Source organism: Arthrobacter sp. DualSoilB13, from assembly GCF_055389195.1.
This window is the reverse complement of the sequence record NZ_AP035865.1, coordinates 3025184-3039046: the sequence shown is the minus strand read 5'-3', so window position 1 is coordinate 3039046 and position 13863 is coordinate 3025184. Positions and strand designations below refer to the sequence as shown.

At 60.8% G+C, this 13863-nt stretch carries 12 protein-coding genes and 1 tRNA gene; 10 read left to right on the top strand and 3 right to left on the bottom strand.

Annotated features, from left to right (window positions below; translation table 11 throughout):
* Positions 1 to 26: 26 nt before the first annotated feature.
* Entirely contained in the window at positions 27 to 1256 is a 1230-nt protein-coding gene (locus ACZ5J0_RS14000) for a pyridoxal phosphate-dependent aminotransferase (RefSeq protein ID WP_142938358.1), read from the bottom strand.
* Between the two features lie 252 nt (positions 1257 to 1508).
* On the opposite strand from ACZ5J0_RS14000, the gene ACZ5J0_RS13995 reads away from it, so the two are divergent.
* The 9 genes from ACZ5J0_RS13995 to rplL all read left to right on the top strand — a co-directional run bounded on the left by ACZ5J0_RS13995 (position 1509) and on the right by rplL (position 8062).
* A tRNA-Trp gene (locus ACZ5J0_RS13995) sits at positions 1509 to 1581 on the top strand.
* Positions 1582 to 1661: 80 nt separating this feature from the next.
* Positions 1662 to 1943, top strand: coding sequence for a preprotein translocase subunit SecE (gene secE / locus ACZ5J0_RS13990; protein ID WP_024817604.1), 282 nt, complete (start codon positions 1662 to 1664; stop codon positions 1941 to 1943).
* Positions 1944 to 2057: 114 nt separating this feature from the next.
* The gene (gene nusG / locus ACZ5J0_RS13985; RefSeq protein WP_464093313.1) at positions 2058 to 2924 is read left to right on the top strand and encodes a transcription termination/antitermination protein NusG; all 867 of its coding nucleotides are present in this window, start codon (positions 2058 to 2060) and stop codon (positions 2922 to 2924) included.
* Positions 2925 to 3054: 130 nt separating this feature from the next.
* Positions 3055 to 3486, top strand: a complete 432-nt coding sequence (gene rplK, locus ACZ5J0_RS13980) for a 50S ribosomal protein L11 (protein WP_011775609.1) — start codon at positions 3055 to 3057, stop codon at positions 3484 to 3486.
* Between the two features lie 147 nt (positions 3487 to 3633).
* Positions 3634 to 4341, top strand: coding sequence for a 50S ribosomal protein L1 (gene rplA, locus ACZ5J0_RS13975; RefSeq protein ID WP_142938360.1), 708 nt, complete (start codon positions 3634 to 3636; stop codon positions 4339 to 4341).
* 109 nt (positions 4342 to 4450) lie between these two features.
* Positions 4451 to 5560 carry a GNAT family N-acetyltransferase gene (locus ACZ5J0_RS13970; RefSeq protein WP_166839907.1) on the top strand — a complete coding sequence of 370 codons (1110 nt, stop codon included), beginning with the start codon at positions 4451 to 4453 and terminating at the stop codon, positions 5558 to 5560.
* Positions 5539 to 6708 (top strand): GNAT family N-acetyltransferase, encoded by a 1170-nt coding sequence (locus ACZ5J0_RS13965; protein ID WP_142938362.1) that lies wholly within the window; start codon positions 5539 to 5541, stop codon positions 6706 to 6708. Before ACZ5J0_RS13970 ends, ACZ5J0_RS13965 begins: the two co-directional genes overlap by 22 nt.
* 300 nt (positions 6709 to 7008) lie before the next feature.
* A complete protein-coding gene (gene rplJ / locus ACZ5J0_RS13960; RefSeq protein ID WP_142938363.1) occupies positions 7009 to 7608 on the top strand; it encodes a 50S ribosomal protein L10 in 600 nt (199 codons plus the stop codon).
* A gap of 76 nt (positions 7609 to 7684) precedes the next feature.
* Positions 7685 to 8062, top strand: a complete 378-nt coding sequence (rplL, locus tag ACZ5J0_RS13955; protein ID WP_011775604.1) for a 50S ribosomal protein L7/L12 — start codon at positions 7685 to 7687, stop codon at positions 8060 to 8062.
* A gap of 120 nt (positions 8063 to 8182) precedes the next feature.
* On the opposite strand, the gene ACZ5J0_RS13950 is transcribed toward rplL, so the two are convergent.
* Both ACZ5J0_RS13950 and ACZ5J0_RS13945 read right to left on the bottom strand, forming a co-directional pair.
* Positions 8183 to 8677, bottom strand: coding sequence for an aminoacyl-tRNA deacylase (locus tag ACZ5J0_RS13950; protein ID WP_142938364.1), 495 nt, complete (start codon positions 8675 to 8677; stop codon positions 8183 to 8185).
* The gene (locus tag ACZ5J0_RS13945) at positions 8677 to 9876 is read right to left on the bottom strand and encodes an acetyl-CoA C-acetyltransferase (protein WP_142938365.1); all 1200 of its coding nucleotides are present in this window, start codon (positions 9874 to 9876) and stop codon (positions 8677 to 8679) included. The genes ACZ5J0_RS13950 and ACZ5J0_RS13945 overlap by 1 nt, the downstream gene beginning before the upstream one ends.
* Positions 9877 to 10317: 441 nt before the next feature.
* Here ACZ5J0_RS13945 and rpoB point away from each other — a divergent pair, with 441 nt between their 5' ends.
* Positions 10318 to 13824 (top strand): DNA-directed RNA polymerase subunit beta, encoded by a 3507-nt coding sequence (gene rpoB / locus ACZ5J0_RS13940; protein ID WP_142938366.1) that lies wholly within the window; start codon positions 10318 to 10320, stop codon positions 13822 to 13824.
* Positions 13825 to 13863 lie beyond the last annotated feature (39 nt).

The window sequence follows — 13863 nt, the reverse complement described above, 5'->3', positions numbered from 1 at the left end:
GGAAGAGCGTTTTCGTTGGCTGATTCCTACTTGGCCTTGCCCAGGAACTCCTGGATGCGACGGACACCTTCTGCCAGATCCTCATCGCCGAGTGCGTAGGACAACCGTACGTAGCCGGAGGGACCGAATGCCTCGCCCGGAACCACGGCAACCTCAACCTCGTCGAGGATGAGCGTCGCGAGTTCAGCGGAAGTCTCCGGACGGACGGGACCGTTGGAGGTCTCGAATTCCTTACCCAGAAGGCCGCGGACGTCCGCGTAGACGTAGAAGGCGCCGGTCGGCGTCGGGCATTCAACGCCTTCGATCGCGTTCAGGCCGGCCACGATCGCCTTGCGGCGGCGGTCGAAGGCCACCTTCATCTCGTCGACGGCGGTCAGCGGGCCCGTGAGCGCAGCGGCAGCGGCAATCTGCATGATGTTGGAGACGTTGGACGTCGCGTGCGACTGAAGGTTGGTGGCCGCCTTGATGACATCGGCAGGGCCGATCATCCATCCCACGCGCCAACCGGTCATGGCGTAGGTCTTGGCCACACCGTTGAGGATGACCACTTTGTCGCCCAGTTCCGGCGCGGCAGTGGCGATGGAGGTGAACTCCACGCCGTCGTAGGTCAGGTGCTCGTAGATTTCGTCGGTAACAACCCAAAGGCCCTTGGACGCTGCCCACTTGCCGATCTCGGCAACCTGTTCCGGGCTGTACACGGCGCCGGTGGGGTTGGAGGGGGAAACGAACAACAGGATCTTGGTCTTGTCCGTCACCGCAGCCTCAAGCTGCTCGACAGTTACCAGGTAGCCCTGTTCGGGACCGGCGAAGACCTCAACCGGCACGCCGCCAGCAAGGCGGATGGCCTCCGGGTACGTGGTCCAGAAGGGGGTAGGGATGATGACTTCGTCGCCCGGATCAACCAAGGTTGCGAACGTGTTGTAAACGGCCTGCTTGCCGCCATTGGTCACCAGGACCTGGGACGGGTCAACCGTGTAGCCGGAGTCCCGCAGGGTTTTCTCTGCGATGGCCTTCTTCAGCTCGGGGAGACCGCCCGCGGGGGAGTAGCGGTGGTACTTCGGCTGGCTGGCTGCCTCAATCGCGGCCTGAACGATGTAGTCAGGGGTAGGAAAATCGGGTTCGCCGGCACCGAAACCGATCACGGGACGTCCCGCGGCCTTCAGTGCCTTGGCCTTGGCGTCAACGGCAAGGGTGGCGGACTCTGCAATGGCGGAGATTCGCTGTGAAATGCGGGCGGTAGTTGTTCCGGCAGACATCTATGTACCGTTCTTCGCAGGCAGCTCGTGGGCTGGATGATGGGATTCGACGTAAACTACCTTATGCTGTTCTGCGGAGCTCCCGGGTGCCTGCAGAACTTTGTGACTGATAATGCTGGTCACAGGCTTTTAGGGCTGGGAGGTCCGGAATCAGTCCGGTTCGACTATCGCGAAATTCTTGCGTAGACTGGTTCACCGGTGTTGAAAAGCACCACAGGCTGAAGTGCGGCCTGAAACATGGATTCGATCCATAGGGTAGTGGCGCAATTGGTAGCGCAGCGGTCTCCAAAACCGCAGGTTGCAGGTTCGAGTCCTGTCTGCCCTGCGCAAGCTGTTCCGGCGGAAACGCCGGGGCACGCGCAGCAACCATGGCTCTGATCAGAGTCGGGTCAACGACTTTGCAAGGTGAGTGAGGACCAGGTGACCGAAACAGCTGCCAGCAGCTCGAAGGGCCGTCCCGCCAAGAAAGCCGACCGCGGCTTCTTCGCCCGAATTGCACTCTTCGTCCGCCAGGTTATTGGTGAACTGAAGAAGGTCGTTGCTCCAACCCGCAAGGAACTGATCAACTACACGCTCGTGGTGCTGGTGTTCGTGGCCATCATGATGCTCATCGTTACCCTGCTGGACCTGGCTTTCGGCACGGGAGTCAGCTGGGTCTTCGGTGGGTCAGGCGCTACGGACCGCTAGACGGATCTGTCCGCAAACTGTGCGAAATTCCTTAGTGATTCAAGGGTTTTGCGGGGTTTGCGGAATTGAGCCATTTAAATAGGCATGTTAGGCAATGAGGAAGCAGGAGACCAAGTGTCTGAGCAGGAGCTCGAGGTAAACGAGACTGAGCTGGGCGAATCCGCCGAGGACTCAGCCGACGCCACGGCAATTGTCGTGGAAGAGTCCGAGGTCGATTCTGCTGCGCCCGAATCTGCCGACGCCGACGATTCCGTAGAGGATTTCGAAGCTGACGTAGACGCCGAGTCTGACGACGCGTCCGGTGATGTTGCCGATGAAGACGACGCTTCGAAAGAGTCCGACGGCGACGACCTGGCAGTTGCTGCTGCAGCAGCGCCGGCTGATCCGGCCGAAGAGTTCAAGGCCAAGCTGCGCCGCCAGGAAGGTGACTGGTACGTCATCCACTCCTACGCCGGTTACGAGAACCGCGTGAAGGCAAACCTTGAGACCCGCATCCAGACCTTGGACATGGAAGATTACATCTTCGAGATCCAGGTCCCCATGGAAGAGGTTGTCGAGATCAAGAACGCGCAGCGCAAGGTCATCAACCGCGTGCGCATTCCCGGCTACGTTCTGGTTCGTATGGACCTGACTGACGCTTCCTGGGGCGCCGTTCGTCACACTCCGGGTGTCACCGGCTTCGTGGGTAACGCCCACAACCCTGTCCCGCTGCGGCTCGATGAGGTCTTCTCCATGCTCGCCCCCGTCTTCGAAGAAGAGCAGGCAGAGCAGGGCAAGCCCGTCAACAAGCAGAACCAGGCTCCCGTGGCTGTCGACTTCGAGGTCGGCGAGTCGGTCATCGTCAAGGAAGGTCCGTTCGAGACCCTCCCGGCTACGATCTCCGAGATCAAGCCCGAGTCCCAGACCCTGGTGGTTCTGGTCTCGATCTTCGAGCGCGAAACCCCGGTTACGCTCGCGTTCAACCAGGTCACCAAGATCTAGCTGAATCCAAAATTTCGCTCCAGCCCTGCCTGCTTAGCAGTTCGGGAGCGGCCGGCCGCCTCGCCATGGCGGCCACCAACCTGGGACGCGCTCCTGTGTCCCAGGAAGCTATTGAGAGAAGGACCCTACATTGGCTCCCAAGAAGAAGGTCACCGGCCTCATCAAGCTGCAGATCCAGGCAGGTGCCGCTAACCCGGCTCCGCCGATCGGTCCTGCGCTTGGCCAGCACGGTGTCAACATCATGGAATTCTGCAAGGCGTACAACGCTGCAACGGAATCCCAGCGCGGAAACGTTATCCCGGTTGAAATCACGGTCTACGAGGACCGTTCCTTCACCTTCATCACTAAGACCCCGCCGGCTGCAGAGCTCATCAAGAAGGCTGCAGGCGTTGCCAAGGGTTCGGCTACCCCGCACACCGTCAAGGTTGCCAAGCTGACCCAGGCACAGGTTGAGGAAATTGCTTCCACCAAGATGGAAGACCTCAACGCCAACGACATCAAGGCTGCCGCCCTGATCATCGCCGGCACCGCCCGCTCCATGGGCATCACCGTAGAAGGCTAGTAACCTTCGAAGGCCCTTGTGGCCTTCACCCGCCGGGAAACCGGCATCTGAAACATTGAAATGTCGCAGGATCCTTGCCGGATCCGCGGCTTGTGGCAGGGCCCAGCGCGGTCCGCAGACCACAACTGCACAAGGAGAAATAGCAGCATGGCAAAGCGCAGCAAAGCATATGAGGCAGCCGTAGCCAAGATCGAGGCAGACAAGGTCTACGCCCCGGTCGAGGCCATCACCCTCGCGAAGGACACCAACCCTTCCAAGTTCGACGCAACCGTTGAGGTCGCTTTCCGCCTGGGCGTTGACCCGCGTAAGGCTGACCAGATGGTTCGTGGCACCGTCAACCTGCCCCACGGCACCGGTAAGACCGCTCGCGTCCTCGTTTTCGCGACCGGCGACAAGGCTGAAGCAGCAATCGCTGCCGGCGCCGACTTCGTTGGTTCCGACGACCTGATCGAAAAGATCGCAGCCGGCTGGACCGACTTCGATGCCGCAGTGGCTACCCCTGACCTCATGGGCAAGGTTGGCCGCCTGGGTAAGGTCCTCGGTCCGCGTAACCTGATGCCGAACCCGAAGACCGGTACGGTTACCCCGGATGTCACCAAGGCTGTCAACGACATCAAGGGTGGCAAGATCGACTTCCGCGTCGACAAGCACTCCAACCTGCACTTCATCATTGGCAAGGTGTCTTTCGACGTCAACAAGCTGGCTGAGAACTACGCAGCTGCACTGGAAGAGGTGCTTCGTCTGAAGCCGTCCGCTTCCAAGGGCCGCTACATCCAGAAGGCTACCGTTGCCACCACTTTCGGTCCGGGCATCACCGTTGACCCGAACGTCACCAAGGTCCTCGTCGACGCGTAAGCTTCGCGAGCACTTGCTCTGATAAAAGGACCGTCCGGCATTGCCGGGCGGTCCTTTTTCTTGTCTTGCTACCTGTTCACCGCCGGTGGTGCGCCGTAGGCTGTGGTTCGTGTCGTCGTCGAACTTTCACGCCCTTGCCGGGTTGTCCGTTGAACGGATTCCGGTCCCGTCAAGCACCGACGCGAGCGGGGCGCCCGACTTCCGTGCCTTCCATGATCTGGACGTTGCCCACCATATGGATCTTTGGGGCAACCTCGACCGGTGCTCCACCCTGGCCGAGGCAGTCCTCTTCTGGCGGGGCAATGAATACGAAGAGCGCCACGTATTCCTGGCTCGCCTCGACGGAACTGTGGTTGGCAGGGGCACACTGACGTTGCCCTTAAGCGAGAACACGACGACGGCGGGTGTGGACGTCCTGGTGGACGCCGGCTGTCGTCGACGCGGCATCGGGTCGGAAATCCTCCTGGTGCTGGAACGGGTTGCCCGCGAGAGGGGCCGCACCTCCTTTGACGGGTTTTGCGCGGAACCTCTTGGGCTGCTAATCCCTGGTGGTGAGTTGCTGGAGGCGAAGTCCGGCACGGGTGGCGTCCCGCTGGACACCGTCTCAACGCGTTTTGCCGTTCACCACGGGTATTCCCTGGAGCAGGTTGAAACCAACAGCACTCTGGCCCTCCCGGTAGGGGAAAGGCTGCTGCAGGACCTTGAAGCGCAGGCAACGCAGAGGGCAGCCGGCTACAGCTTAATCGGATGGCAGGACCGTTGCCCTGATGAACTCGTAGACGTATTTGCCAAGCTGAAAAGCCTCATGAGCACCGAGGTGCCCATCGCAGGACTGGGTTGGGAGGGCGAGGAATGGGATGCCGACCGCGTCCGCCTCGAGGAATCCACGTGGCTGGCAGGCGGTATCGCTTCCACGGTTTCAGTTGCACGCCACGACGCCACAGGGGACTTAGCGGCGTACACCACCCTCACCCACCGCGATGCTACCCCGGGCATGGTCTACCAGGAGGATACCTTGGTTGCTCCTGGACACCGCGGACATAGCCTTGGCATGTTGGTCAAGATCGCCAACCTTCGCCGTGTTCAGGAGCTATGGCCGGCCGCCACGTCTGTGATGACGTGGAACGCCAATGAAAACCGGCATATGCTGGCCATAAATATCGCCTTGGGGTTCAAGCCTTCCGGCTATGACGGCGAATGGCAGAAACGGCTGGAATGACTGTAGAAGAGGCGAAGACGGTTCACGTCGAGCAACTGTGGGTGCCCGACACCCTGGACAGCCCCGACGCCGCTGATTTCCTGGATGCCGTAGAAGTAGGGCGCCGGGTACGCATGGAAACCTGGGGGAGCGACGACCTCGCCTACACGCCCATGGAAAAGCTGCTGGAGTTGTCCGACCCCTATGAGCGCCAAGTCATCCTGGTGGCAAAAGTAGATGGCGTCATTGTGGGAACCGTGGATATCGCCTTGCCGTTGGCGGACAACCTTGATCTGGCAGAGTTCACCTTGGACATCCTTCCCGAGTTCCAGGGCCAGGGCGTCGGACGTCAATTGCTGGAGGCCGCGGAGCAGCTCGCCCGGGCTGAGGGCCGCATCATGGCCTTGGTGGATACCAATCATCCGGCAACGTCTCTCACCGAGATACCTGAGGACCAGCTGATCCCGGGCAGCGGCGCTGGATTTGTCCCTGTGAGCAGCAGGGAAGTGGACTTCGCCAAACGGGCCGGGTACACCCTTCAGCATATTGAGCAGTTCAGTTCCTGCCTGCTGCCCCTGGATTCCAAGCTTGTGGGGGATCTGCAGCTTGAAGCCGAAGAAGCCAACGGTGGCCGGTACACCGTGCACCACTGGACGGACCGGTGCCCCGAACCCTGGTTGGAAGCCGTGGCCGCGCTGGAGAACGCCGCCGGTGAGGTGGTTCGTGACGAAGGGGACGAAGACGCACCTGAAGTTGAGGCGAGCGGGATGGTTTTCGATGCAGCGGTCCTGCGCGAAACCGAGGACGCCGCTTTGGCGCAGGGCCGACGCACGGTGGTGACCGCCGTCGAGCATATCGAGACCGGACGCTTGGTGGGCCTGACCACCATCAGCGTCCTTGCCCACCGCCAGGATGTGGTTTTCCAAGACGACACCTTGGTGCTGCAGGAGCACCGTGGCAATAAGCTCGGCTTGTTGATTAAAGTTGCCAATATGGAACGGCTGAGCGAGCAGTTCCCGGATGCCCGCGTTATCTACACTTGGAATGCGCCGGAGAACAGGTACCTCCTGACCGTGAATAAGCAGCTGGGATTCACCACTGCGGGCATCACGGGACTGTGGCAGAAGGAACTGCCAGGCAGGCTGTCGGGAGCAACGTTGTCAGACTAGGCAGGGCCGATTTGGTTTGCCGAACGCTCTCCCGTAACCTTGAAGTACCAAAGACCGTCGGTTGATGGGAATCCACTCTTACGAGCACAGCTCAATTCTGTAGTTGCGCCCGTGAGATGAAAGTGAATTCCTTGACGAAGGACCCTGAACATAGGGCGGCCGGCGCAGGTGAACGAAGCAAGTCTCCACGGGTCAAAACCGTGTTGAGCCAAGCCCCGTGCATCTGCGCGGGGCGTTTTTAGTTTTAGCTCTCGTGAGCGGGGACCCGGAAGACCGGCTTTATTCCCCGGAAGGAGGGTTATGACAACGCCTAGCAAGATCTCCGCAGTTGCAGAGATCACCAACGATTTCAAGGAATCGAACGCGGCTGTCCTGACCGAATACCGCGGGCTCACTGTTGCACAGCTCAAGGAACTGCGTGTTGCGCTCGGCCAGGACACCAAGTTCTCGGTCGTCAAGAACACCCTGAGTGCCATTGCAGCCAAGGAAGCTGGAGTTGAAGCATTCAACGATCAGCTTGCCGGCCCTACTGCAATCGCCTTCATCAAGGGTGACGCTGTTGCTGCTGCCAAGAGCCTGACGGACTTTGCCAAGGCCAACAAGCAGCTGGTTATCAAGACCGGCGTCTTCGAAGGCAAGGCATTGGACGCAGCAGGAGTTGCCGCACTGGCAGCCCTCGAGTCCCGCGAGCTGCAGCTTGCACGTGTTGCTGGTGTCCTCAAGGCTCCCGCATCCGCTGCTGCACGCATCATCGACGCTCTGCGCCTCAAGCTTGAAGAAGAGGGCGGCGCTTCTGCACCGGCCGCTGAAGAAGCTCCGGCTGAAGAGGCTGCATCCGAGGAAGCTCCGGCTGCTGAAGAAGCACCGGCAGCTGCCGAAGCTGCAACCGAAGAGAACTAAGTTCTCCCCTCAATCAAACTCCGGTGCACGGAACGGATTTGTCCGGGCCTGCACCAACTAATGGAAGGACGCCACCATGGCGAAGCTCAGCAACGAAGAGCTCATTGAAGCTTTCAAGGAACTGACCATCATCGAGCTCTCCGAGTTCGTCAAGCTCTTCGAAGAGACCTTCGAAGTTACGGCTGCTGCTGTTGCAGTTGCTGGCCCCGCTGCCGGCGGTGCTGCTGAAGCTGCTGAAGAGAAGACCGAATTCGACGTCGTTCTCGAAGCTGCTGGCGACAAGAAGATCGCAGTGATCAAGGAAGTTCGCGCCATCACCTCCCTCGGCCTCAAGGAAGCCAAGGACCTGGTTGACAGCGCACCGAAGGCTGTTCTCGAAGGCGCCACCAAGGAAGCTGCCGAGAAGGCTAAGGCTCAGCTCGAAGAAGCTGGCGCAACGGTTACCCTCAAGTAACTCGTTTTGCTTTGTGGAAGCCCCGTCCGGTTCGCCGGGCGGGGCTTCCTGCGTTCCACAGCACCCAATTAGGTCGCAGTTGTGCGCGTTTTGAGGGTTCTAAACGCGCTTAACTGCGACTTAGTTAGGTTCGCTGATGTCCGCTACTACCGCTCCCAGAGCTGCCGTGAGTGCGTCCGCGTCCACAAACGCACTCCGGCCGTGCGCGCCGGCACCCATGGAGATCCGACGCCCGGTGATGGTGGCGTCGGCATACACCGGCCACGGGGTGGTGCTGCCCAACGGGGTGATGGTGCCGCGTTCATAGCCGGTGGCAGCCAGGGCGACGTCGGCGTGGGGGAGCGAGAGCTTATTGACGCCCAGCAGGGCACGCAGCTTGGGCCAGGAGATTTGCCGATCCCCGGGTATCAGCGCGAACAAGAAGCTGCCATCCTTGTGCTTGACCACCAGCGACTTCACGATGTCTGCGGGGCTTATGCCCAGGATTGCGGCGGCCTCTTCGAGGCTGCGGGCAGCCGGGCGCTCGACGACGTCGACGTCCAGTCCGCGCGCCGCGGCGTCGGACAGGAATCGTTCCGCACCTGCCATCCCGGGTGCAGCCACTCCCTCAGCCATCAGTCGCGGTACAAGAGGAGGGCTTCACCCTGGCCTCCGCCTCCGCAGAGGGAGACAGCGGCTTTCCCGGTTCCCCTGCGTTTGAGCTCGTGCGCGGCGTGCAGTGCCAACCGCGCTCCTGATGCTCCAATGGGGTGGCCCAAGGCGATGGCGCCGCCATGGATGTTGCACTTCTCCAGTGGGTAGCGGAGGTCTTTGAGTGACTGGACGGCCACCGAGCCGAATGCCTCGTTGATTTCGATGAAATCCAGGTCCTCCGCCGTCCAGCCAGCCCGCTTCAGAGCTTGGGCAATAGCGTTGGATGGTTGGGAGTGCAGCGAATTATCGGGGCCGGCTACCTGGCCTGGCTTTCCCACGACGGCCAGGAAGTCCAACCCGTTGTCCGTGGCGAAGCGGCGGCTGGTCAGCACCAACGCGGAGGCGCCGTCGGACAGGGGAGAGGAGTTGCCGGCCGTGATGGTGCCGTCGGTGGCGAAAGCGGCCTTGAGCGGCGCCAAGGTTTCCAAGGAAGTGTTGGGTCGAACGCCTTCATCCGTGGTGAGTACCACTGGATCTCCCTTGCGCTGCTTGACGCTTACCGGGGCGATTTCGACGTCGAAGATTCCGTCCGCGATAGCGGCAGCGGCGCGCTGGTGGGAAGCAGCCGCTACTTCATCCTGGGATTTGCGGTCAATGCCGAGTGTCACGTTCTTGGTTTCTGTGGACAGGCCCATGGACTGCCCGTCGAACGCGTCCGTGAGGCCGTCATGGGCAGCAACGTCCAGGGCCTGAATGGCGCCATAGGTCCAGCCCTGCCGCGAGCCAGGCAGGAGGTGGGGTGCCCGGGTCATGGATTCCTGGCCTCCGGCGACGACCACCGTGGCATCGCCGCTGCGGATCATGCGCGCGGCATCAATGACGGCGGTGAGCCCGGAGAGGCAGACCTTGTTGATGGTGACGGCAGGGATGTTCCAACCAACACCGGCGGCGATGGCGCTTTGCCGGGCCGGATTTTGGCCCGTGCCGGCCTGAAGCACCTGGCCCATGATGACGGCGTCCACCTGTTCGGCTTTGACCCCGCTGGCCGCCAAAGCGGCGGTAATGGCATGAGCGCCGAGGTCGACGGCGGTGAAGCCCGCCAATTGTCCGTTGAGCCGACCCTGTGGGGTACGGGAAGCAGCAAGGATGACAACGTCATTGTCGTCAGCGGAGTTCGTCATGGTCTCTCTTCCGATCCGGGAGTGGTGTAGCAAGGCTATCGCGGAGTGCGCTCGAGCCCACTTCTTCAACAACTGCGTTGATCATCCCATTCCTTGCCTGCTCTCCTCTGACAGTTCGGCCTTCACGGTTCGGCGAATTTTCGCTGGCATTGGTGCCCGCAGCAACCGTGCTTGCAATCACGGACGATCTGGGGTAGACAGAAAGGCTACTTTGCCGTATCGTAGATATTTGCGTCTTCCCTGTTAACCTTCAGCCTTCATATAGCGGTGGGCTTTACCTCTCAGCTGCGTCATTGACGTGCCGTTCCGAAACGTGCACTGTCATAAGCGGACTGGGTCCGGGTCATATAGCGGAACCGGAACAAGTATTCTGCGGAGCACTCTGCAGGATGCAAACGGGGGAGATCTGAAAACGCCTGAAGGTCTGTGGAAGGATCCCTCTTGGTCGCCTCGAGCACCTCTAATAACGAAACCGCTAACACGGCAAGCACCGATGGTGCCACCCGCCGCCTCTCATTCGCAAAGATTCACGAACCGCTTGACGTTCCGAATCTTCTCGCCCTGCAGACAGACAGCTTTGACTGGCTGGTCGGAAACGAACGCTGGCAGGCGCGGGTAGCGAAGGCTGTCGAGGAGGGCGACCTCAGCGTCGCCACCACCTCCGGACTTGCCGACATCTTCGAAGAGATCTCCCCCATCGAGGATTTCCAGGGCACTATGTCCTTGAGCTTCTCCGAGCCGGAGTTCGCTGACCCGAAGTACACCATGGCCGAATGCAAAGACCGTGACGCCACTTACTCGGCACCGCTGTATGTCAAGGCCGAGTTCATGAACAACAACACGGGCGAAATCAAGCAGCAGACCGTGTTCATGGGCGACTTCCCCCTCATGACTGAGAAGGGTACGTTCGTCGTCAACGGCACCGAGCGTGTTGTTGTCTCCCAGTTGGTCCGCTCACCGGGCGCCTACTTTGAGCGCACGGCTGACAAGACCAGTGACAAGGACATCTTCACTGCGAAGATCATCCCGTCCCGTGGTGCATGGTTCGAACTTGAAATCGACAAGCGCGACCAGGTCGGCGTACGCCTCGACCGTAAGCGCAAGCAGTCGGTCACGGTTCTCCTGAAGGCCCTCGGCTGGACCGAAGGCCAGATCCTGGAAGAGTTCGGCCAGTACGACTCCATGCGTGCAACGCTGGAGAAGGACGCCACCGAAACCCGCGAAGATGCGCTTCTGGACATCTACCGCAAGCTGCGTCCGGGCGAGCCGCCCACAGTTGAGGCTGCCCAGTCCCTGCTGGACAACCTGTACTTCAACGCCAAGCGCTACGATCTTGCCAAGGTTGGCCGTTACAAGATCAACCGCAAGCTCGGCATCGACCGTTCCCTTGGTGACAAGGAAGCTTCGGTCCTGCACGTTGAAGACATCGTCGCCATGATCAAGTTCCTCGTCGCGCTTCACGCCGGCGAGAAGACCCTCATGGGCAAGCGCGACGGCGAAGACCACGAACTTCGCGTCGACGTCGACGACATCGACCACTTCGGCAACCGTCGCATCCGCGCCGTGGGCGAACTGATCGAGAACCAGGTCCGCACCGGCCTCTCCCGCATGGAACGCGTCGTTCGCGAACGCATGACCACGCAGGACGTCGAGGCCATCACGCCGCAGACACTGATCAACATCCGTCCCGTTGTGGCAGCCATCAAGGAGTTCTTCGGAACCTCCCAGCTGTCGCAGTTCATGGACCAGAACAACCCGCTTTCGGGTTTGACCCACAAGCGCCGCCTGTCGGCACTTGGCCCGGGTGGTCTGTCCCGTGACCGTGCAGGCATGGAAGTTCGAGACGTTCACCCGTCCCACTACGGACGTATGTGCCCCATCGAAACCCCTGAAGGCCCGAACATTGGTCTGATCGGCTCGCTGGCTTCCTACGGCCGCATCAACCCGTTCGGCTTCATTGAGACGCCGTACCGTCTGGTTTCCGAAGGCGTCGTTTCCGATGAGGTCCAGTACCTCACGGCTGACGACGAAGCAGAGGTCCTGATCGCACAGGCCAACGCTCCGCTGGACGCTGACAAGAAGTTCGCGGAAGAGACCGTGCTTGTCCGTGCCCGTGGTGGTGGAGGCGAGCCCGTTCTGGTTCCCGCTGCAGACGTTCAGTTCATGGACGTTTCCCCGCGCCAAATGGTTTCCGTGGCAACCGCCCTGATTCCGTTCCTCGAGCATGACGATGCCAACCGTGCACTCATGGGTGCCAACATGCAGCGTCAGGCCGTGCCCCTGGTCCGTTCCGAGGCTCCTTTCGTGGGCACCGGCATGGAACGCGCAGCAGCAGTCGACGCCGGTGACGTTGTCATCGCGAAGAAGGCAGGTGTGGTTACCGAGGTTTCCGCCGAGCTCGTTGTGATGATCAACGATGACGGTACCGAGACCAACTACCGCATCAACAAGTTCGCCCGTTCCAACCAGGGCAACTGCTACAACCACCGCGTGTTGGTCAACGAAGGCCAGCGCCTGGAAGTTGGCGGCATCATCGCCGACGGTCCCGCAACGGACCAGGGTGAGCTTGCCCTCGGTAAGAACCTGCTTGTGGCATTCATGTCATGGGAGGGCCACAACTTCGAGGACGCCATCATCCTGTCCCAGCGCATTGTTGCTGAGGATGTTCTTTCCTCCATCCACATCGAGGAGCACGAAATTGATGCCCGCGACACCAAGCTTGGTGCCGAGGAAATCACCCGTGATATCCCCAACGTGTCCGAGGAAGTCCTTGCAGGACTGGACGAGCGCGGCATCATCCACATCGGTGCCGAGGTTGAAGCCGGCGACATCCTGGTCGGAAAGGTCACCCCTAAGGGTGAAACCGAACTGACCCCGGAAGAGCGCCTCCTCCGCGCCATCTTCGGTGAGAAGTCCCGCGAAGTCCGAGACACCTCCCTGAAGGTGCCCCACGGCGAGTCCGGTACGGTCATCGGCGTGCGCGTCTTCGACCGCGACAACGACGACGAACTGCCCCCGGGCGTGAACCAGCTGGTCCGCGTCTACGTTGCAGCCAAGCGTAAGATCACCGACGGCGACAAGCTCGCCGGCCGTCACGGCAACAAGGGTGTTATCTCCAAGATCCTCCCGATCGAGGACATGCCCTTCCTTGCAGACGGTACCCCGGTGGACATCGTCCTGAACCCCCTTGGTGTTCCGGGTCGAATGAACGTTGGACAGGTCCTGGAAACCCACCTCGGTTGGGTTGCCAAGACTGGTTGGAAGATCGAAGGCGAGCCGGAGTGGGTCAAGAACCTGCCCAACCTGCCCCGTGAAACCGGCCAGACCACCGTTGCCACACCGGTGTTCGATGGCGCCCGCGAAGAAGAAATCACGGGCCTGCTTGACTCCACCAACGTGACCCGCGATGGCGATCGCCTGATCGATTCCTCCGGCAAGACCCGTCTGTTCGACGGCCGCTCCGGCGAGCCGTTCCCGGACCCGATCTCCGTCGGTTACATGTACATCCTGAAGCTCCACCACTTGGTGGACGACAAGATCCACGCGCGCTCCACCGGCCCGTACTCCATGATCACGCAGCAGCCGCTGGGTGGTAAGGCTCAGTTCGGTGGCCAGCGCTTCGGTGAAATGGAAGTGTGGGCGCTCGAAGCTTACGGCGCTGCTTACACCCTTCAGGAACTCCTCACGATCAAGTCCGATGACATCCATGGTCGTGTGAAGGTCTACGAAGCCATCGTCAAGGGCGAGAACATCCCTGAGCCTGGCGTTCCCGAGTCCTTCAAGGTCTTGATCAAGGAAATGCAGTCGTTGTGCCTGAACGTGGAAGTTCTTTCCACGGACGGAACCACGATCGAAATGCGTGACTCTGATGACGCAGTCTTCACGGCTGCGGAAGAACTGGGCATCGATCTGTCTCGTGCAGAGCCCAGTTCCGTAGAAGAGGTTTAGCAGCTGTTCCGGCGGACAGCTTCAACAACTGTCCGTCGG

Coding starts and splice junctions, on each gene's coding strand:
- ACZ5J0_RS14000 (WP_142938358.1), bottom strand. CDS start 1,256: ATGTCTGCCGGAACAACTACCGCCCGCATTTCACAGCGAATCTCCGCC.
- ACZ5J0_RS13950 (WP_142938364.1), bottom strand. CDS start 8,677: ATGGCTGAGGGAGTGGCTGCACCCGGGATGGCAGGTGCGGAACGATTC.
- ACZ5J0_RS13945 (WP_142938365.1), bottom strand. CDS start 9,876: ATGACGAACTCCGCTGACGACAATGACGTTGTCATCCTTGCTGCTTCC.
- rplL (WP_011775604.1), top strand. CDS start 7,685: ATGGCGAAGCTCAGCAACGAAGAGCTCATTGAAGCTTTCAAGGAACTG.
- rplJ (WP_142938363.1), top strand. CDS start 7,009: ATGACAACGCCTAGCAAGATCTCCGCAGTTGCAGAGATCACCAACGAT.
- rplA (WP_142938360.1), top strand. CDS start 3,634: ATGGCAAAGCGCAGCAAAGCATATGAGGCAGCCGTAGCCAAGATCGAG.
- ACZ5J0_RS13965 (WP_142938362.1), top strand. CDS start 5,539: ATGGCAGAAACGGCTGGAATGACTGTAGAAGAGGCGAAGACGGTTCAC.